The 19,496-nt window shown below is 63.6% G+C and carries 20 protein-coding genes and 1 pseudogene; 11 read left to right on the top strand and 10 right to left on the bottom strand.

What is annotated here, in order from left to right; genetic code table 11:
- Nucleotides 1-109: 109 nt before the first annotated feature.
- Together VGN93_RS08365 and VGN93_RS08360 are read right to left on the bottom strand one after the other, a co-directional pair.
- On the bottom strand, nucleotides 110-1,387 hold the full coding sequence (locus tag VGN93_RS08365) for a glycosyltransferase (RefSeq protein WP_327507091.1): 1,278 nt from the start codon (nucleotides 1,385-1,387) through the stop codon (nucleotides 110-112).
- 5 nt (nucleotides 1,388-1,392) lie between these two features.
- On the bottom strand, nucleotides 1,393-2,334 hold the full coding sequence (locus VGN93_RS08360) for a GntR family transcriptional regulator (RefSeq protein WP_327507090.1): 942 nt from the start codon (nucleotides 2,332-2,334) through the stop codon (nucleotides 1,393-1,395).
- Between the two features lie 203 nt (nucleotides 2,335-2,537).
- On the opposite strand from VGN93_RS08360, the gene VGN93_RS08355 reads away from it, so the two are divergent.
- The 9 genes from VGN93_RS08355 (at nucleotide 2,538) to VGN93_RS08315 (ending at nucleotide 10,362) form a co-directional block, all read left to right on the top strand.
- Nucleotides 2,538-3,596 carry a spermidine/putrescine ABC transporter substrate-binding protein gene (locus tag VGN93_RS08355; RefSeq protein ID WP_327507089.1) on the top strand — a complete coding sequence of 353 codons (1,059 nt, stop codon included), beginning with the start codon at nucleotides 2,538-2,540 and terminating at the stop codon, nucleotides 3,594-3,596.
- A gap of 166 nt (nucleotides 3,597-3,762) precedes the next feature.
- Nucleotides 3,763-4,563, top strand: a complete 801-nt coding sequence (locus VGN93_RS08350) for an ABC transporter permease (RefSeq protein ID WP_327507218.1) — start codon at nucleotides 3,763-3,765, stop codon at nucleotides 4,561-4,563.
- Nucleotides 4,560-5,351, top strand: a complete 792-nt coding sequence (locus VGN93_RS08345) for an ABC transporter permease (RefSeq protein WP_327507088.1) — start codon at nucleotides 4,560-4,562, stop codon at nucleotides 5,349-5,351. Before VGN93_RS08350 ends, VGN93_RS08345 begins: the two co-directional genes overlap by 4 nt.
- Nucleotides 5,348-6,400 carry an ABC transporter ATP-binding protein gene (locus tag VGN93_RS08340; protein WP_327507087.1) on the top strand — a complete coding sequence of 351 codons (1,053 nt, stop codon included), beginning with the start codon at nucleotides 5,348-5,350 and terminating at the stop codon, nucleotides 6,398-6,400. Before VGN93_RS08345 ends, VGN93_RS08340 begins: the two co-directional genes overlap by 4 nt.
- A gap of 13 nt (nucleotides 6,401-6,413) precedes the next feature.
- Nucleotides 6,414-7,706: a glycosyltransferase gene (locus VGN93_RS08335; protein WP_327507086.1), complete on the top strand. Its 1,293-nt coding sequence runs from the start codon at nucleotides 6,414-6,416 to the stop codon at nucleotides 7,704-7,706.
- Nucleotides 7,699-8,061 (top strand): cupin domain-containing protein, encoded by a 363-nt coding sequence (locus VGN93_RS08330; RefSeq protein WP_327507085.1) that lies wholly within the window; start codon nucleotides 7,699-7,701, stop codon nucleotides 8,059-8,061. The genes VGN93_RS08335 and VGN93_RS08330 overlap by 8 nt, the downstream gene beginning before the upstream one ends.
- 29 nt (nucleotides 8,062-8,090) lie before the next feature.
- Nucleotides 8,091-8,438 (top strand): cupin domain-containing protein, encoded by a 348-nt coding sequence (locus VGN93_RS08325; RefSeq protein ID WP_064333342.1) that lies wholly within the window; start codon nucleotides 8,091-8,093, stop codon nucleotides 8,436-8,438.
- A 65-nt stretch (nucleotides 8,439-8,503) separates the two neighbouring features.
- Complete coding sequence (locus tag VGN93_RS08320; protein WP_327507083.1) at nucleotides 8,504-10,009, top strand: aldehyde dehydrogenase family protein; 1,506 nt, start codon at nucleotides 8,504-8,506, stop codon at nucleotides 10,007-10,009.
- Nucleotides 10,010-10,200: 191 nt separating this feature from the next.
- Nucleotides 10,201-10,362, top strand: a complete 162-nt coding sequence (locus VGN93_RS08315; protein WP_327507082.1) for a hypothetical protein — start codon at nucleotides 10,201-10,203, stop codon at nucleotides 10,360-10,362.
- A 281-nt stretch (nucleotides 10,363-10,643) separates the two neighbouring features.
- Here the strand turns inward: VGN93_RS08315 and VGN93_RS08310 are convergent, their stop codons facing one another.
- From VGN93_RS08310 to VGN93_RS08290, 5 genes are read right to left on the bottom strand one after another with little or no spacing between them, the layout of a single operon-like run.
- Entirely contained in the window at nucleotides 10,644-11,354 is a 711-nt protein-coding gene (locus VGN93_RS08310; protein WP_327507081.1) for a fumarylacetoacetate hydrolase family protein, read from the bottom strand.
- Nucleotides 11,354-12,106: an ABC transporter permease gene (locus VGN93_RS08305; protein WP_327507080.1), complete on the bottom strand. Its 753-nt coding sequence runs from the start codon at nucleotides 12,104-12,106 to the stop codon at nucleotides 11,354-11,356. The genes VGN93_RS08310 and VGN93_RS08305 overlap by 1 nt, the downstream gene beginning before the upstream one ends.
- 6 nt (nucleotides 12,107-12,112) lie before the next feature.
- Nucleotides 12,113-12,919: an ABC transporter ATP-binding protein gene (locus VGN93_RS08300; protein ID WP_327507079.1), complete on the bottom strand. Its 807-nt coding sequence runs from the start codon at nucleotides 12,917-12,919 to the stop codon at nucleotides 12,113-12,115.
- 1 nt (nucleotide 12,920) lies between these two features.
- Nucleotides 12,921-13,763, bottom strand: a complete 843-nt coding sequence (locus tag VGN93_RS08295; protein ID WP_327507078.1) for an ABC transporter permease — start codon at nucleotides 13,761-13,763, stop codon at nucleotides 12,921-12,923.
- Nucleotides 13,763-14,752 carry an ABC transporter substrate-binding protein gene (locus tag VGN93_RS08290; protein WP_414714064.1) on the bottom strand — a complete coding sequence of 330 codons (990 nt, stop codon included), beginning with the start codon at nucleotides 14,750-14,752 and terminating at the stop codon, nucleotides 13,763-13,765. Before VGN93_RS08290 ends, VGN93_RS08295 begins: the two co-directional genes overlap by 1 nt.
- Before the next feature lie 248 nt (nucleotides 14,753-15,000).
- Between VGN93_RS08290 and VGN93_RS08285 the strand changes: the two genes are divergently transcribed.
- Both VGN93_RS08285 and VGN93_RS08280 read left to right on the top strand, forming a co-directional pair.
- Complete coding sequence (locus tag VGN93_RS08285; protein ID WP_327507076.1) at nucleotides 15,001-15,675, top strand: FadR/GntR family transcriptional regulator; 675 nt, start codon at nucleotides 15,001-15,003, stop codon at nucleotides 15,673-15,675.
- 28 nt (nucleotides 15,676-15,703) lie between these two features.
- Nucleotides 15,704-16,036: pseudogene (locus tag VGN93_RS08280) on the top strand (isocitrate/isopropylmalate family dehydrogenase); the annotation flags it as partial.
- A gap of 43 nt (nucleotides 16,037-16,079) precedes the next feature.
- Here VGN93_RS08280 and VGN93_RS08275 read toward each other — a convergent pair.
- Genes VGN93_RS08275 through VGN93_RS08265 form a run of 3 tightly spaced genes read right to left on the bottom strand, consistent with a single transcriptional unit; the run spans nucleotide 16,080 to nucleotide 19,496 of the window.
- A complete protein-coding gene (locus VGN93_RS08275) occupies nucleotides 16,080-17,195 on the bottom strand; it encodes a sn-glycerol-3-phosphate ABC transporter ATP-binding protein UgpC (RefSeq protein WP_327507075.1) in 1,116 nt (371 codons plus the stop codon).
- Between the two features lie 31 nt (nucleotides 17,196-17,226).
- The gene (locus VGN93_RS08270; protein ID WP_327507074.1) at nucleotides 17,227-18,630 is read right to left on the bottom strand and encodes an FAD-binding oxidoreductase; all 1,404 of its coding nucleotides are present in this window, start codon (nucleotides 18,628-18,630) and stop codon (nucleotides 17,227-17,229) included.
- Nucleotides 18,631-18,632: 2 nt separating this feature from the next.
- Entirely contained in the window at nucleotides 18,633-19,496 is an 864-nt protein-coding gene (locus VGN93_RS08265; RefSeq protein ID WP_327507073.1) for a PfkB family carbohydrate kinase, read from the bottom strand.

Genomic DNA, 19,496 nt, shown 5'->3' with positions numbered 1-19,496 from the left:
GACCTCGACAGGTGGGGAGGGGATTTATGGCCCAGAACGGCCAGCGTCGCAACCCACGCTCAGGCGGGTTTGATGTACGGCCTCTCCACGGTGCTTTCGTTCAGGTGGGTTACGAGCGTCCGGCTGCAACCCGCGCGACTTCCTCCGCGGCCAGCGTTACGCCCGCCGCCTTGTGCATCTTTTGTGCATTCGCCTTCAGCCGCGCATGCATGGCCGTGTTGCCGAGCAGCCCTTCGATCGCCGCAGCAAGCTCGGCGTCGCTCCAGCCGTATCGTTCGAGCCGCTGGCCGACGCCGGTCTCCGCGGCCCGCGCCGCGTTGTCGTGACCATCCCAGCAATAGGGCATGACGAGCGACGGCACGCCGTAATAGAGCGCCTCGCAGAAGGAATTGTTGCCGCCGTGGTGGACGAACAGGCCCGCCTGCTCGACCACCGAGGGCTGCGGGAACCAGCTGTCGATGAAGACATTGTCCGGCACCTCGCGATACTCCTCACGCCAGTGCCCGGCATTGACGAGGAAGCGGTAGGGAAGGGTGGCGAAAACGCCGATCATGCGCTTCATCATCGCCACATCCATCGCGCCGAGCGAGCCGAAGCTCGTCAGCACCAGCGGCGCCTCGTTGTGGCTGGCAAATCGCGGCGGCGTATAGGGTGCCTCGTGGCGTACGCAACCGTCGAGGAAGACGAAGGTTTTCGGATCGAGCGGCTGACGGCGCTCGTGCCGGATGATTTCCGGTGCAAGCAGCAGGTTCAGCCAGGGGGACGGGTCGAGGAAATTGGGTGCGGACGGCGCCCTGAGGCCGCAGTCGCCAAGAAAGCCGGCAAACCGCTTGTGCGCCGGCGCAACGGTCTTTTCGTAGCCGGCGGCGAAAGTCGCCCAGGCCGCGCGATCATCGTTGCCGCAGCCGGAGAGATAAGGCGGCACGTTTTCGTCGGGGATTTCGGTCTCGGCGCAGGAGACGATGCGGATCCAGGGCACGCCGGCATTCGCAATGGCCGGAAACATCACGACATTGTCGAGCACGATCGCATCGGGCTTCAGCCGGCCGAGAAGCTGGCGCAGCGGCTCCTCCACGCGCATCGCCGTGTCGACGATCGCCTCCCAGGTCGGGCCGACGTAACTTTCGAGCTGGTCGAGCGGCGACTGGCGAAAGGCGTCCTGATGGCGTTCGATGAAATCGGTCCAGTCCGTTGGCGCGCCGGCCTCGGCGTCCGAAAGCTGATATTCGGCAAAACCATATTCGGCAAAGACGCCGGAAAAACCCGGATGGCAGATGAAGACCGGCCGATGCCCCAGCCGCCGCAATTCCTGCGCGATGCCGACGCAGTTCAGCGCCGCGCCGTAGCTCGCTTCGGGAAAGAGCGCGATGGTCTTTGCTGGCGCCATGGGGGCTAACGCACGACAAGCTTGAAGGCGGGAGGAACGCCGCGGCCGGCAAGCCGGGGGCGCTGCGATTGGGAGAGCTGTATATGCACACGCATCAGATCGGCGGCAAGCTCCATCTGGCCGCGCCCGATCTGCTCGAGGATCTGGATATGTTCGAGATTCGACTGCATCAGCCGGAAGGCGTTGACATGGCCGGCCGGCGGGCTGGCGCGGCGGCGGCGGTGATGGTTGACCAGCGCCTCCGCCATGAAGGGATTGCCGCAGGAGCGTGCGATCGAGAGGTGGAAATCGAGGTCCGTCCGGTCGAAGAGTTTTCGATCGAAGCTCGTCTCGTTCATGCCGCGCAGGATGAGCATGGACTGGCGCAGCGCCGTCATCGCCGGGATGTCGCGCTTGAAATCCGGCAGCGTCAGCGCCAGCGGCTCGGTCGCAAGCCGAAACTCGTAGCTCTTCGCCGCCGCATCGCCGCCGATTGCGAACTGCTTCAGCAGCCATTGCTGCCCGGCACCCCGTTCGGCAAGATTTTCCTCTGCCAGTTTCATCAGCGCATTTTGTACCGTCTGGCGCGAGACGTCGTAACGACGTTGCAGGGCGGCGACCGTCTGGTTCTCGGTGATGCGTCCAGCCGCGAGATCGCGCAGGATCGCGGCGTAGATTTCGCTCTCGCCATCGCCCTCCGCCGTGTCCTCAAGGCGCGCGGTCGCCACCGGGTCCACGGCCAGGAGATATCCGCCTTCGGCATCCGCCGTCACCACGCCACGCTCCGCAAGTATCTGCAAAGCCTTGCGGATCGGCGTTCTGGAGACGTTGCAGAGGGAGGCCAGCGCCTGTTCGGCGAGCCGCTCGCCAGGCGCCATGCCGCGCTCGCCGGCGACGTCCAGTATTTTTTGCGCCAGTTCGACATGGCGGAAATTGGTGCGTTTGGGCTCCGGGGTCATCTGCGGCATCTCACGTCCATCACCGCGCATGCTGCCCTTTGCGCCCGCTTTTCGCAAGTCCGCCGCACGCGGATTTCGTTTCGGCGCACAAAATTGCCAAAGCCTATTGACGTATTTTTTTTATAAATAATACTGCCACTCCGACAGGAACGAGACCGGAGAACCGGCGCGCCCGTCGAAGAGGTTGGAACAATCGAACAAGGGAGTCTTCCGTGAACGCGAAGAACCGACTGACTGCGACCTGCGCGGCCGCGGCACTCATTGCCGCAAGCATAGCGGCGGGCGCGGCCTCCGCCGCCGATCTCGTCATCTCGAACTGGGATGGCTACATGGCGCCCGACATCGCCGATGCCTTCAAGGCCGCGACGGGGCTGGAGATCGAGGTGGTCAACCACGCCACCAACGAAGAGGTCATGGGCAAGCTGATGGCGAGCGGCGGCAAGGGCTACGACGTCGTCTTCGTCTCCTCGCCGTTTGCCGAAATCCTGAACGGGCAGGGGCTCGCCGAGCCGATCGACAAGGCGGCCGTGCCGAACCTCGCCAATCTCTATCCCGAAGCGACCACGCTTGCCTATGACCCCGGCAACACCTTCTCCGTGCCCTATACCTGGGGCTCGACGGGCCTCTGCTACCGCTCCGACCTCGTAGAAGGCACGCCGGACAGCTGGATGAACCTGCTCCAGCCGGCCGACGCGCTGAAGGGCAAGACGACGATGCTCGCCACCGACCGCTGGCTGATGGCCGCCGGTGAACTTGCCAAGGGCCATTCGGTCAACGAAAAGGACCCGGCGAAGCTTGAGGAGGTCAAAAACCTTCTGGTCGAGGCGAAGAAGACCTTACTCGCCTATGACGACACGACTTTCTATTCGAAACTCGTGTCCGGCGAGGCCTCGCTGGTGCAGGCCTGGGACGGCTGGTGCAACTACGGCATCACCGAGAACAAGGACATCAAGTTCGTCGTGCCGAAGGAAGGTTCCGACCTCTGGATCGACACGATCGTCGTGATGAAGAGCTCTGAGAACAAGGAAGCGGCGATGAAGTTCATCGACTTCATCCTGGACGCCAAGAACCACGCCTGGGCGGCCCAGAACATCCTCTACAAGGTGCCGAACAAGGCCGCGATGGAAAGCCTCGACAAGGCGCTCGCCGAGCAATATCCGAACATGGCCATGGCCCCGGCCGACCTCGTGAAATACGAGCTGCTGCGCGATCTCGGCACCGCGCAGAAAGACTATTCGCGCATCGTGAGCGAGATCAAGGCCGCGAACTGATTGCTTCGCGCTTCCGTGGCGGCTCGCGCCGCCACGGGCAATTCCAATCCTGAATCCATCGATACGCGGGTGCCGTTAGCGGCCCCGCGGGAGAAGAATAGTGTCCACCAACGCCACCAGACCGACCCTGCTCGCCGCGCCCGGCGTCGCCTGGCTCGTCGCCTTCATGGTGGTGCCGTGCCTGCTGGTGCTGAGTTACGCCTTCTTCCAGCGCGGCGTCTGGGGCGGGGTGGAATATACGTTCACGCTGGAAAATTTTGCCCGCGTCGTCGACCCGCTCTACGCAAAGATCTTTCTCAATTCCGCCCGCATCGCGCTGACGGCGACCGTGGTCGCGGTCCTCATTGCCTATCCGGCCGCTTATGCGATCTCGCGCGCACCAAGAATGACGCAGCCGATCCTGCTGTTCTTCGCCGTGCTGCCCTTCTGGAGCAATTACCTCATCCGCACCTATGCCTGGATCGTGCTGCTCAACCGCGAAGGCCTGATCAACAATCTCTTGCGCACGCTCGGCTATACGGGCGAGCCGCTGTCGATGCTCTACACCGAGAGCGCCGTCATCACAGGCCTCGTCTACAATTACCTGCCCTTCGTCATCCTCGCGATCTATTCCACCCTCTCGCGGCTGAACCCGGAGCTGATGGAGGCCTCGCGCGATCTCGGCGCCGGTCCCGTCCGCACCTTCCTGCGCGTCACGCTGCCGCTCACCCTGCCGGGCGTGGCCGCCGGTGGCGTCTTCGTCTTCGTGCTCTCCATCGGCAACTTCGTAACGCCGGCGCTGCTCGGCGGCGGGCGGTTCCAGATGGTCGGCAACCTCGTCTACGATCAGTTCCTGACCGCCAACGACTGGCCCTTCGGCGCGGCGCTGGGTGCGGCGCTGATCCTCACGATGATCGTGCTTCTGCTGCTGCAAGCCCGCGCCACCGCGCATGCCTCCGGCGAGCGGAAAGCGGAGGCGGAGCGATGAGTGCCGCGCTGTCGCACAAGCTGCCTGGCCGCATCGTGCTCGTGCTGGTCTTCGGCTTCCTCTACCTGCCGATCGCCGTCCTCGTCCTGCTTTCCTTCAACGACAGCGGCCTGCCGACCTCCTGGTCCGGCTTTTCCACGCGCTGGTACGGTGCGCTGCTTGCCAATACCGATATCCTGCGCGCCGCCTGGAACACGCTGATCGTCGCCATCTTCGCGACTGTCATCTCGACCGTTCTCGGCACCCTGCTGGCGCTCGGCATGGAAACGCGGCGGCGCAAGAGCAACGGGCTGGAAGCGCTCGCTTTCGCGCCGATGGTCATTCCCGACATCGTGCTCGCCGTGGCGCTGCTCACCTTCTTCTCGCGCCTTGGCCTGGCGATGGGCCTGCACACGATCATCATCAGCCATGTCATCTTCGACCTCGCCTTCGTCTGCTCGGTCGTGCGCGCCCGGCTGAAACATTTCGATTTCTCCATCGTCGAGGCCTCGCGCGATCTCGGCGCGTCGGGCTGGACGACCTTCTGGCGCATCACCTTCCCGGTGCTGCTTCCGTCGATCGTCGCCGGCGCGTTGCTCGCCTTCACGCTCTCGGTGGACGAGTTCATAATCGCCTTCTTCACGGCGGGCGCCGGGCGTTCGTCGATCACCCTTCCCATGCAGATCTATTCGATGATCCGCTTCGGCATCACGCCGGAGGTCAACGCGCTCGCCACCATCGTGATGGGCGTCAGCGCGACGGCACTGCTGATCTCGCAATGGCTCAACAGAGAACAGCAGGTCCCATGACGTCATCGAGCAACCCGATCCTGCGCATCGAGGGCGTCGGCAAGAATTTTGGGCCGGTGACGGCCGTCGACAACGTTTCGCTCGATATCCGCGAGAACGAGTTTTTCGCGCTGCTCGGCCCGTCCGGCTGCGGCAAGACCACGCTTTTGCGCATGCTCGCCGGCTTCGAGAGCCTGGATGCCGGCCGCATCCTGCTCGAGGGCAAGGATATCTCGCCGCTGCCGCCGGAAAAGCGGCCGCTCAACCTGATGTTCCAGTCCTACGCGCTATTTCCGCACATGACGGTGCGCCAGAATCTCTCCTACGGCCTCGAAATGGAACGCCTCGCCAAGGCCGAAATCCGCCGGCGGGTCGACGAGACCATGGCGACGACCGACCTCACGCCGTTCGCCGACCGCAAGCCCGAACAACTTTCCGGCGGCCAGAAGCAGCGCGTGGCGCTTGCCCGCGCGCTGGTGAAGCGCCCCAAGGTGCTGCTGCTCGACGAGCCGCTCGGCGCGCTCGACAAGAAGCTGCGTGAACGCATGCAGCTCGAACTGAAGCGCATGCAGCACGAAGCCGGCATCACCTTCATCATCGTCACGCACGATCAGGAGGAAGCGCTGGTCATGGCCGACCGCATGGCGATCCTCAAGGACGGTCGCCTGTTGCAGGTCGGCGCGCCGGAAGACGTCTATGAGCGGCCGGCCGACCGGTTCGTGGCGAACTTCATCGGCGTGATGAATTTCATCGACGGCAAGGTGGGCGTCGATGGCCTTTTCGAGGCGGAAGGCCTGCAGGTTAAGGCCGCGGGTGGAGAACCCGGAGCGGCGACGCTCGCCATCCGCCCGGAAAACATCGTCATCGGCCCGCCGGGCGATCATCCGGTCTCAGGCGTGATCACCGATATCGCCTATCACGGGCTCGACCGGGTGCTGCATGTCAAAACGGCGGCCACCGAGACGCCGCTTCAGGTGCGCATTCCCGCGAGCGGGGCGGGCAACTGGAAGATCGGCGACGCGCTGAGCCTCAAGATCGACCCGGCGAAATGCCGGCTCTTCAATGCATAAAGAGGGAAACACCATGTCCAAGACGATAGCATTCTTCCCCGAAGCGGCCTTCGGCCCGGCGCTGAACTCGGTCGGCATCGCCCAGGCGGTCGAGGCGCTCGGCCACAAGGCGGTGTTCCTCTCCGATCCCGGCTTCGTCTCCGTTTATGAAGGCTATGGGTTCGAGGCCCATGCGGTGAACCTCTCCGAGCCCATGCCGGCCGAGCAGATGGCGAAATTCTGGGAGGATTTCATCAACGGCCACATCCCGAATTTCCGCAAATCCCCCTACGATCAGGTCGACAACTACGTGAAGGACTGCTGGATGGCGATCGTCGACAGCGCCAAATGGGCGCAGAAGGACCTGCCGGGCGTGTTGGCAAGGATCAAGCCGGACCTGATCTGTGTCGACAACGTCATTCTCTTCCCGGCGATCAAGCAGTTCGGCAAGCCCTGGGTGCGCATCATCTCCTGTTCGGAAAACGAGATCGAGGATCCGAAAATCCCGCCGCATCTTTCCGGCTGCGGCGAGAAGGATTTCGCCGGACATGCGGCCTATCGCGATCACTTCAACACGGTCATCAAGCCGATCCATGACGATTTCAACGGCTTCCTTGGCGAGAACGGCGAGGCGGCTTACCCGATCGGCCAGTTCTTCGAAGCCTCGCCCTTCATGAACCTGCTGCTCTATCCTGAGGCGGTGAAGTTCGACCGCGAACATCCGCTCGATCCAAAGCAGTTCCAGTATCTCGAAGGCTGCGTGCGCAAGGAAAAGCCCTACGCGGTGCCGGAATTCGCGGAAAACAACGACAAGCCGCTGCTCTACATTTCCTTCGGGTCGCTGGGCGCCGGGGATACCGATCTGCTGAAGCGCCTGATCGCGACGATCGGCAAGCTGCCCTATCGCGCGCTGGTCAATGTCGGCGACTACAGGGATCAGTATGAGGATCTGCCGGGCAATATCATCGTCGACAGCTGGTTCCCGCAGCCCTCCGTCATCCCGCAGGTCGATGCGGTCATCCACCACGGCGGCAACAACTCGTTCACGGAATGCCTCTATTTCGGCAAGCCGGCGATCATCATGCCCTATGTCTGGGACGGGCACGACAATGCAACGCGCGTCGACGAGACAGGACACGGCTTCAAGATGCCGCGCTATGACTGGACGGATGCGGATCTCGCCGCGAAGCTCGACGCCTGCGTCAACAATCCGACGATGAAGACGCGCCTCGCGGCCACCAGCGCGCATATGCAGGCGCGCAACGGCCCGAAGAAGGCGGCCGGCATTCTCGACGAACTGGTGAAGACAGGCGCCTACAATGGCTGAGACGACGACTTCCTCCGCCCCGCATATCTACGGAGCCACGACCTTCTCCGACCTCGTCGACTGGGGCAGCCAGCCGGACAGCCTTGAGGGACAGTCCCACTCCTCAGGCCGGCTCGTCTTCAAGGGGCCGAACAACCAGCCGGAATCCGGCATCTGGGTCTGCACGCCCGGCCGCTGGCGGCTGTCGATCCCGCGCGACGAATTCTGCCATTTCGTGGCGGGAAGGGCGGTCTATCGGTCCGACGACGGCGAGGTGATCGAGGTCGACGCCGGCACCGTCGTCCTGTTCCGGGCCGGCTGGACCGGCGAATGCACTGTCATCGAGACCATGCGTAACATCTACATGCTGGCCTGACGCAAGAAGAAACGGAAAGGAAACCCCCAATGACCGCGACACCCCTGATGCGCAAGCCGCTCGAAGAAACCGACCTCAAGGACTGGGGCGTCATCCCCACCATGATCGAGGGCGAAAGCCGCACCTCCGGCAAGGTCATTTACAAGGGGCCGAACGGAGAATCTGAGAGCGGTCTCTGGATCTGCACGCCGGGAAAATGGTTCTGCCATGTCACCAGCGACGAGTTCTGCCACTTCCTCGAAGGCCGCTGCACCTATGTGCATGAGAGTGGCGAGGTGATCGAGATCACGCCCGATACGGCAGCGTTCTTTCCAAAGGACTGGAAGGGCGAGTGTACGGTCCATGAGACGGTGAAGAAGGTCTACATGATCCGCTGAGCGGAGCGCGAGATGCGCAGCGGTGCGTATGCCGCTGCGCTTGTGACATTTTAAGGATCAGTGCCATGTTCAGCCCTGCCGAGCCGGTTTTTTACCGGCATCCCGTCTATGTCCCGAGCAAGGGCGAGCGCCATGCGGTGATCGACCCGGCGACGCTTGCGACCGTCGGGACCATCGCCGATACCACACTGGCGGAGATGGAGACGGTGCTGGACGCGGCCGCCAAGGCGCAGCGCGACTGGAAGCGGCTCGACGCCAAGACGCGCGCGACGGTTCTTCACCGCATCGCCAACCGCATCGAGGCGACGGACATGCGGCGCTGCGCGGAGCTGGTGTCTCGCGAGATGGGAAAGCCCTACCCGGAGGCGATCGGCGAGGTGGCGAATTGCGCCGGCGCCTTCCGCTATTTCGCGGAAATGGCGCGCGACGAGGCCGGCAAGGTGGCGGGCACGACGCAGGCGGGTTCCTTCCAGCATGCGCGCTACGAAGCGCTCGGCGTGAGCGTGCATATCATGCCGTTCAATTTCCCGATCCTGCTGATGTGCTGGACGGTCGCCGCGTCGCTTGCATCTGGCAATGCCTGCATCATCAAGCCGGCACCCGCGACGACGCTCTCGACGCTGGAGTTCATGGCTGTCTTCGAGGCATTGCCGGACGGCCTGATCGCCTGCCTGCCGGGCGGCGCCGAACTCGGCAGCGCGCTCATCGCCTCGCCAAAAACCCATGCAGTGGCCTTCACCGGCTCGGTTGCCGCGGGCAGGGCCGTGGCGATGGCGGCGGCAGGCGAGATGAAGCCGGCGGTGATCGAGGCGGGCGGGTCCGATCCGATGATCGTTACGGCGCATGCGCCGCTCGATGTCGCGGCCGCCGGCGCCGTGACCGCTGCCTTCCACATGTCCGGCCAGGTCTGCACCTCCGCGGAACGATTCTTCGTCGTCGATGCCGTGCATGACGCCTTCATCGAGAAATTCACGACCGAGACGAAGCGGCTGCGCATCGGCAACGGCCTCACCCGGGCGGAAATCGGCCCGCTGGTCAGCGAGGCGGCGCGGGCCAAGGTCATCCGGCTGGTCGAGGATGCCAAGGCGAAGGGCGCCACCGTCGTGATCGGCGGGAAGATCCCGGAGAGCGAGCCCACCGGCTGGTTCTACGAACCGACCATTCTCACCGGCTGCACGCCGGACATGGCGATCCTGCGGGAAGAGTGTTTCGGCCCCGTCGCGGCGGTGATGCGCGTCGCCGATTTCGACGAGGCGATCGCGCGGGCGAACGACAGCGAATTCGGCCTCGGCGCCTCCATCTTCACCACCTCGCTCGAAGAGGCGATGGAGGCCGCGGACCGGCTGGAGGCGGGTATGGTCTGGGTCAACAACCCGCTGATCGACAATGACGCGCTGCCCTTCGGCGGCTGGAAGAAATCCGGCCTCGGCCGGGAGCTTTCGAAACTCGGCCTCGATGCCTTCCGCCGCTCCAAGATGGTCATCATCGACCACAAGCCGGTGATCCAGAGCTGGTGGTATCCCTATCCGGACGACTGGTTCTACGAGGAGGGCGGGCGCAAGCACGTCTGAAATCGCATCGCCAAAATCGTCTCATGACGGAAGTGTGAAAGGCAAATTCACGAGTGTGGCGAAAATGAGAAAAAATACCCTACCAATCTTATAGGGATAATATATAAATCATTCCCAGAGAACGGGCGGGCATGAATGTCCGTCACGGAGAGACCGGAAAATCCGGCCTCCACAGCAAGGGATGATTGCGAATGAGCAATGCGAAACTCGGCGGCCGTTCCACGTATGGTGCCTTCAGCGCAACGAGCGACCGCAGGGCTCGCCGCGCGGAGCGGCAGGTGCTGGTCAGCAACATTGCCGTCGTCGTCGCCTTCCTCTTCGTCAGCGCCGTCGTCTTCGGCCTCGTCGGCTGACGCCCGCTTCCCCTGATTTTCAAGTCCCTATCGAGGGCATGTGCCACTCACGTTGAGCGGCGCCTTCTCAGCTTGTCGACGCGGCGAGGGTGAGCTGTAAATAGCATCGAGACATCCAAAAATCTCCAGGGCGAAGCCGTTGAAATTACTGGCATGTCGCACTTGGAAATAGAATGTACCCAGGCACGTCAATAAATCACATAAGCTGAATTATGGAACTTAAATTTACACTGACGTAATCTGGTAAAGCCGGCGGCGCGCCGGAGCGCGCCGCCGGATGTTCAGGCAACCTTGAAGGAGACTTCGTCGACACCGTCCACATGGGCGACCATCACGTCGCCCTTGACGATCGCGCCCACACCGGCCGGCGTGCCTGCGAAGATCAGGTCGCCGGGTTGCAGAGTGAAGAGGCGCGAGAGGTAGGAAATCATTTCCGGCACCTTCCAGATCATCTGGTTGAGATCGCCGTCCTGGCGGGTTTCGCCGTTGACCTTGAGCCAGATCGCGCCGTCCGTCGGATGCCCGACCTTTTCGACCGGGTGGACGGGGCCGCAGGGCGCGGAGCTTTCGAAGGCCTTGCCGGTCTCCCATGGGCGGCCGAGTTTCTTGGCCTCCCCTTGCAGGTCGCGCCGGGTCATGTCGAGGCCGACGGCATAGCCGTAGACGCAGTCGAGCGCCTTATCGAGCGGGATGTTGTCGCCGCCGCTCTTCAGCGCCACGACGAGCTCGACCTCGTGGTGCACGTCCTTCGTTTCAGTCGGATAGGGAAAATCGGTGCCGGGCAGGACGAGCGTGTCGGGGTTCTTCTGGAAGAAGAACGGCGGCTCCTTGTTCGGATCGTGGCCCATCTCGATGGCATGATCGGCGAAGTTGCGGCCGACGCAGTAGATGCGGTGCACCGGGAAGAGCGCCTGGCTGTCGACGACGGGCAGCGTGGGGACGGCCGCCGGCTTGAAGACGTAAGCGGTGTTGATGGAGGACATGTCGTTCATTATCGCGCTCCTGCGTAATATTCGATGCGTTTTTCAAAGAGTTCCACGGCCGCGGACAACAGCATGGCTGCCGCGAAGAGGATGATTGTCAGGGCCCAGAACCGCTCCATGTCGAAGGAGCGGGAATAGAGCTCGAAGAGTTCGCCGTACCCGATGATCGACACGAGGATCTGGCCGATCACCACACCCTTCACCCCGCGAATGAGGCCGATGCGGATGCCCGCAAGGATTTCCGGCAGGGCGGAGAAGAGGATGATCTTGGTGAAGATCGTGATGCTCGAAGCACCGTAGCAGCGCCCCATCTCGATCAGCGACGGCGGCGCCTGCATGACGCCGGCCCGGGCATCGAGCACGATGATCCAGACGGCGAAGAGGAAAACAGTCACGACGACGGTCGTCTCGCCGAGGCCGAAAAGGATCATCAGCACCGGCACGAGGGCGGAGAGCGGGGCGCTGACGAACATGTTGACCCACAGGCCGAAGATGTTGTCGACGATCTTGAAGCGCCCCATCGCGATGCCGAGCGGCACGCCGACGCCGATGGCGAACGCCATGCCGACGACAAAGGACCGAAGCGTGATCAACGAGGCGTTCTGCCAGGAATTGGTCGCGACCAGTTCGAAGCCGGCCGAGACGATGGCGCTCATCGGCGGGATCAGGAAGATCACATCCATCCTGCCGACGACTTCCCAGACGAGCGCCCAGAACAGGAGCGAGGTCATCATGGGGACCTTGAAGCCAAAGAGTTTCATGGCGCCCTACTCCGCATATTGCCGGAGGCCCTGCCAGATCTCCTCCACCACATCGAGATAGCCCTTGTCGCGCCGGATGACATCCGGTGCGGCGGAGCGGTCGATATTGGGTTCGATGATCTGGGAGACGCGGCCGGGCCGCGGCGAGAGCAGCACGATGCGATCGGAAACATAGACAGCTTCCTCGATCGAGTGGGTGACGAACAGAAAGGTCTTGCGTTCCTTCTCGACGAGTTGGAGCAGGTCTTCCTGGAATTTCCGGCGGTTCTGTTCGTCGACAGCCGAAAAAGGCTCGTCGAGCAGCAGCACGTCGGCGTTGACCGAAAACGCGCGCGCGATGCCGACACGCTGCCGCATACCGCCCGAAAGCTCGTGCGGGTATTTTTCCTCGAAGCCGGAGAGACCGACTTCGCTGATATAGTGTCTGGCGATGCGGTGGCGCTCCGCCTGCGGCACGCCCTTCAGTTCCAAGCCGAAGCTGACATTGCGCAGCACGGTCGCCCAGGGCATCAGCGCGAAATCCTGGAAGACGAAGGCGCGCTCGGGACCGGGGCCGGTGACGACCTTGCCGTTGATGCGGATCTGGCCGGAGGTGGCGGGCACGAGGCCGGCGATGATCTTCAGCAGCGTGGTCTTGCCGCAGCCGGACGGGCCGAGCAGCGTCGTCAGCTTGCCGCGCTCGAATTCAAGGTTGATGCCGCGCAGCGCCTCGATATCGCCGTAGCGCTTGCAGATGTCGCGCACTTCGACGATGGCGTCGGACGTGGCGGTTCCGGATTGGTCGGCCGCGCGGGCCGGCATGGGATTGGCCATGTCACTTTCTCCTCTTTTCGGGACGCAGGAAGCGGATCTCGACATATTGCAGGGCCGCGAGCGTGATCGTCGAGACGGCGATGATCGAGGCCACGGCCGCGTACATATGCGCATAGTTGGCGATCGAGCGGTGATAGGTGATGAGGTCGCCGATACCCGTGGGCGTGATCAGCAGTTCGGCGAGCATGACGCCGATGAAGCCGGCGGCGATGCCGAGACGAAGGCCGGCAAACAGCACGGGCGTTGCATCCGGAATGATGATCTTGAAGATCTGCTGCAGGCGCGTGCCCTGGAACGAGCGGCACATGTCGACGAGCGATGGATTGACGTGGCGCACCGCCTTATAGGAATTGAGCACGATCACCGGCAGCGCCAGCATGATGACGGCGAGCGTCTTGGCGACAAGCCCGATGCCGTAGACGAAGGTGACGAGTGGCACGAGGGCGGCCATCGGCGCCGCCTGAAGCACGATGAAGACCGGTGCAAGCAACCATTCCGCCTTGTCGGACAGGCCCATGACGATGCCGAGCCCGATGCCGAGCACGGCGGAAACGGCGACGCCGATGAGGAGCGGCTGGAACGTGATGGCATAGGCCGGCAGCAGCGTGCCGTCGAGCGCCATCTCGATCAGGGCCGAGACCGTTTCCAGGAAGGTCGGGAAGGCGAAACTGATCGGCACGCGGCCGGCGATTTCCCAGGCGGTGAAGAGAATTGCGAGCGACAGCACGACCCAGAAGGATTTTCGGCGCCGGGCGAATTCGGCGAGCGTTTCGACGATGGTGGAGGAGCCGTTGCCGGCCCCTCCCGTCGCGCTCACCTTGTGGGGTGTAGCAGCCATGTGCATTATTTGGTTCCGATTTTGGCGAGCACCGCGTTGAGTGCCGTGAGGTCCCAGAAATCCTCGACCTTGAGATCCGCGGCCTTGCCTTCGAGCGCGCCGGAGACCGTGTAGAAGTCGAAGTCGTCCTTCGCGGCATCCTCGCCGCCGCCGTTCAGCGGCAAGGCAGGGGCTGCTTCGGCGAAGTATGGATCGATGTCGGCGACCATGGCGGCCGTGGCGTCCGGCAGCAGCTTGTACTTGTCACGCAGCGCGATGGACGCCTTCGGGTCCGCCGCGACTTCGCGCCAGGTGGTGAGGATCGCCTCGACCAGGATTTCCACGTCTTCCTTGTTCTTCGAGAGATAGTCGGTATTGGCAAACAGCGCCTCGTCGGTGGCGCTCACCTCGCCGAGCGGCAGGAAGGCGAACTTGCCGGGTGCTTCCTTTTCCAGGATGCGCTTGCCGGAGGAGTCGACGATCGTCGCCTTGACATTGCCCTGGAGCAGCGCGCCCGTGCGCACCTCGGCACCCGGCACGTAGGAGATGTTGGAATAGGCGATGCCGTTCTTGTCGGCCATCAGCCGCATGATCGCCTCGGTGCCGGAACCGCGCGAATGCACGGCGATTTCCTGGCCGTTCAGGTCCTTCCACTCCTTGTAGAACTCGGTGTTGACCACCGGGTAGAACTGGAGCTTCGACAGTTGCAGGAAGATGCGGATCGGCGCCTTCACCTTCTGGAGCAGCGCATAGGGGCCGCCGATGCCGATATCGGCCTGGCCGCTGACGACGGCCTGCGCAGCGATGTCCTCGCTCTTCAGGAACGTCACCTGCACGTCGACGCCCTTTTCCTTGGCGCGCTCCATCGCCGCAAGCAAATGGAGGGATTCGACCGTCGCAATATCGCCGAAAGCAACACGCATCGGATCGGCGAAGGCCAATCCGGGCACTGCGGCAGAAAGGCAAAGCGCGGCGGCGACCGCAGACGCCCTCATTCGTCTGGCAAACATGTTCATTTTCTTCCTCCCAAAATCGGGTTCTCCCAACCCAATATAAAACCAATTCTTCATTAAACGACCATTGTGTCAACCAATTAAACGTGCTGCAATGCGAGAGCGGCAGGCTACTTCTAGCCCTTAATTGATTTAATATATTGATTTTAGGCTATAAAAATTTCCGACTTGAGGTCTCGATTAGGGCGCGTTGACAGCAACGAATATGTCCAATATAAGCAAACCAATCCTGAATTGGTTCGGACAATACCATGCTTGAAAACACCGAAGCCACCGTGCTTTCCCGGCTCAGAGACTTTGTTGCGACGGCGCAGCTCGCCGAAGGCGGGCGCCTGCCGCCGGAGCGCGACCTCGCGGAATCGCTGGATGTCGGGCGCAGCGCGCTGCGCAAGGCGCTCGCGACCTTGCAGGCCGAAGGTGTCGTCTGGCGCCATGTCGGCAAGGGGACCTTTACCGGCGAGCGGCCGATCGACACCGTCGCGGACATCAACGCCATGGTGCAGCGGACCAATCCGCTGGAGGTCATGGGTGCGCGCATCGCCTTCGAGCCGGAGGTCGCGCGCTGCGCTGCGCTCAACGCCACGCCGAGCCAGATCGCCGAATTGCGCAGCTGCGTGGTGAAGGCGCAACAGGCGCCGACCTGGCGGCTCTATGAGCAGTGGGACAACCGGCTGCACCGCCTGATCGGCGAATCCTCGCAGAACTCGCTGCTGCTCGGCCTGCTCGACACGCTGAATGCGGTGCGCCGTGCCGTCACCTGGGGGCGGCTGCGCGACACGCCGGTCCGCCCGCCGCCGGACCACCATTCCTTCGCGGAACATGAGCGCATCGTCGAGGCGATCGCCAACCGCGACGGCGCTGCCGCGGCGGATGCGATGCGCCGGCACCTGCGCAGCGTCGAAGGCCATATGCGCGATATGCGCTGAACCGAAATCCGAGGAGGGGCGGCAAAAGGTGCTGATGACGCCGGATGGCCAGACGGTGAAAGCGGAAGCCGCGCACGGCACGGTGACGCGCCACTATCGCCAGCACCAGAAGGGCGAGGAAACCTCGATCGCCTCGATCTTCGCCTGGACGCGTGGCCTCGCGCACCACGCCAAGCTGGACGGCAATGCGGAGCTCGCCAAGTTCGCCGACACACTGGAAAAGGTCTGCTTCGACACGGTCGAACCCGGCTTCATGACGAAGGACCTCGCCCTTCTCATCAGCCCCGACCAGCCCTGGCTCTCCACTACCGGCTTCCTCGACAAGATCGACGAAAACCTCCGCAAAGCCATGGCGGCCTGAGCCTCCAACATGCAGGCGGCGGGGCCCCTCCCCGCCGTTTCGTTCAAGTGGGCGGCAGAACCCGGCAGGGGACGACAGCGCCGCCGGCGTCGAAGACATGGATATCCTGGCGGCGCGCCGTGAAGCGGATGGCCTGCCCGCGCGCCAAGGCGCTCTCGCCATCCGCCTTGACCAGGAATTTTTCGTTGTGCCCGGGCAGGTCCACGTAAAGGATCTGCACATCGCCGAGATGCTCCACCAGGTCGATGGTGCCGGCAAAGGCCGGATCGGATGCGTCGTCCCCAATGGTCCGGGTGTTTTCCGGGCGAATGCCGATGCTGACCGTGTCGCCCTTGGAAAGCCTCCCCTGCCCTTCCTCGATGTCGAGGAAAAGACCACAGTCGAGCTGGCAGCGCGCCGTCTCGCCGGAACGATCGATGATCTTCCCCTTCAGGATGTTCATCGCCGGGGAGCCGATGAACTGGGCGACGAACAGGTTCGCCGGCTTCCTGTAGAGTTCGGTCGGCGTGCCGACCTGTTCCACATAGCCGTCCTTGAAGACGACGATGCGGTCGGCGAGCGTCATCGCCTCCACCTGATCGTGGGTGACGTAGATCATCGTGACATCCGGCATGCTCTGCTTCAGCTTGGCGATCTCGATGCGCGTGGCGACGCGCAGCGCCGCATCGAGGTTGGACAGCGGCTCGTCGAAGAGGAAGACGCGCGGATTGCGCACGATCGCCCGGCCGATCGCGACGCGCTGCCGCTGGCCGCCCGAAAGCGCTTTCGGCTGTCTTTGCAGATATTTGTCCAGTTGCAGGATCCCGGCCGCCCGGCGCACGCGCGCGTCGATCTCGGCCTTCGGCGTGCCGGCGATGCGCAATCCGAAGGCCATGTTCTCGTAGACGGTCATGTGCGGATAGAGCGCATAGGACTGGAACACCATGGAGATGCCGCGCTTGGAGGGCGCGACGGCATTCATCCGCTCGCCGTCGATGACGAGGTCGCCGGAGGTAATGCTTTCAAGGCCGGCGATCGAGCGCAGCAAGGTGGATTTTCCGCAGCCGGACGGGCCGACGAAGACGATGAACTCGCCCGATTTTATGTCGAGATCGATGCCGTGCAGGACTTCGAAATCGGCATAGGCCTTGCGGATGTTTCTCAGCGACAGATCGACCATCGTTCCCATTCCATTGTTTTGGTTTGCGCCGTCAGGGGGCGAGCCGGGCCAGGAACCGTGTTACCGGATCCGGCCTCCTGTTGAGGATCTCAAGGTCGTTCTTGCGCCGGATGGCTCGGCGCACGACCTTGGCGCCGACATAGCGCAACGGCTCGGGCGGGAGCCGCGTGCGGTTGCCGAGGCCGACCAGCCCGCATCGGGACCAGACGTCGTCGCGGCCGAGAACGAGGCTTGCCATGATGCGGCCGGCGACGGGCGCCTGCGCGATACCGGTGCCGTTGAAGCCCATGGCGTAGAAGACATTCGCATGGTCCTTCAGATGGCCGAACACCGGCAGATGCTGCGCCGTGCAGTCGATCGGCCCACTCCAGTCGTAGAGGACGGGCACGTCTTTCAGCTGCGGATAGACCCGGTGCAGCTCACGGACATTGTCCGCCCCGGCATCGCCGCTGCGATTGAAACGACCGTCGATGCGGTCCCGATAGGCGATGCCGCCCGTGCCGCGCCCGAAGATGACGTGACCGGCGGGCGTTCGCTGATAATAGAGCACGTGATGCTGCGCATCGCAGATCGACGCGCCATCGACCCAGCCGATCCGCTCCAGGATATCGGCCGCGGGTGCGGTGGCGATGACCTGGCTGCTGACCACGTAGAGATATGGGTGCAGTTCCGGGATGGCGGAGAGCCAGGCGTTCGCGGCAAGCACGACCTTGCCGGCGGACAGCGCGCCCTTCGCCGTGCGCAGTTGCGGCCGCGGTCCCGGGGCGATTTCGAGGACGGGGCTGTGCTCGTGGATGACGATGCCCCTGGAAAGGGCGAGCCGGCGCAGGCCGAGGGCGAGTTTTGCCGGCTGCACGGTGCCCGCCCTCCCTTCCATGATGCCGACATAGGACGCGGCAGAGCCCGTACGGCGCAGGATGTCGGCGCGCTGGAGCGGCTGGAAGCGCGCTTCGCCCAGCGCACGGCTGAGGGCCTCGGCTTGCGCCCAGGCGCCTTCCTGCGCGGTCGAACTTGCCGTCCACAGCCAGCCGTCGAGCCGCAGGTCCATGTCGATGGTGCCGGAGGCCTGCAAGCCGTGCAGTTCCTCGATGGCGTCGGCGGTCGCCCGGCACAGCATGAGCGCGTCATCCCCGCCGACGAGATCGCGCAGCATGTCGATCTCCGCAAACCAGCTGTGGACCTGCCCGCCGTTGCGGCCGGAGGCACCGGAGCCGCAGAAATCCGCTTCGAGCACGGTCACCTCCGTCTGCGGCGCCTGCTCCTTGATCCGCAGAGCCGTCCAAAGGCCGGCATAACCGCCACCGACGATCGCCACGTCGCAGGTCTCGCTTCCCGACAGGGGCGCGGTGACGCCGTCCGCATCGATGCTTTGCAGCCAGAAGGAGCGATCCGCCTTCGCCGCCGTCACGGGCGGCCTCATCGTGATAGTGTTCATGCTCAGGCCCTTTGTGCCGTGCGGATGACGCTGTCATATTTGTCGAGCAGCCATTGAGGGATCGCGAGGATCGGCTGGGGAAATCCGCCGAGATGGGTGCAGGTTTCCGCAGCCTCGGCCGCGGCTCGCTCAAGGGCGGCTTGCTCCGACTGGTTCTCGAACAGGCGCGACACGACGAAACTCGCGATGAACCTGTCCCCCGCGCCGCAGGTATCGACCACGGCCACCGGCACCGAGCCCGCGGAAAACACCGCGCTGCCATTGTCATAAAAGGAGCCGCGCTTGCCGCAGGTGATTACGACTTGGCGCGCGCCCGCCGCCCTGAACCGCGCGATCAGCGGCTCGACGGGCTCGGCCGGATCATCCGGGCCGGAGGCGAAAACCAGTGGCACGCCTTCCAGAGATAGGTCGAAATGCCGTGTGGAGACATCGATGCTGAACGGCGCGTCATCTGCGACGAGCCGGCGGACCAGCCGTTCGCTGGAATTAGTGCCGAGATGCACCCAGTCCGCGTGGCGCAGCGCCTCGTAGCGCTCTACGCTCGGAACATAGTTCTCCCCGACGCCGAGGGATTCGAGGAGAAAGCGCCGCTCACCGGCATCGTCGGTCAAAAGCGTCACGGCCGAGGAGCCCGGGCGTATCTCGATGTCGGCCCGGTCGAGGCCCACGTCCTCGATGGCGCCGAACATGATCTCGGCTTCCTCGTCCGGCCCCAGCGCGCCGAAATAGCGGGTGTTCAGTCCTTGCCGCCGCCATTGCACGGCGACATTGAGGGCGTTACCGCCCACGGTAACGAAACCCTTGGTGAGGTACGCATCGAGGCAATTGTCGCCGATGGCGATCAGGGTGGGATTGGTCTTGTTCAT

This window comes from Shinella sp. (assembly GCF_035998705.1).
GTDB lineage: Bacteria > Pseudomonadota > Alphaproteobacteria > Rhizobiales > Rhizobiaceae > Shinella.
The sequence above is the reverse complement of the archived record's forward strand: the minus strand, read 5'-3'. Positions and strand labels throughout refer to the sequence as shown.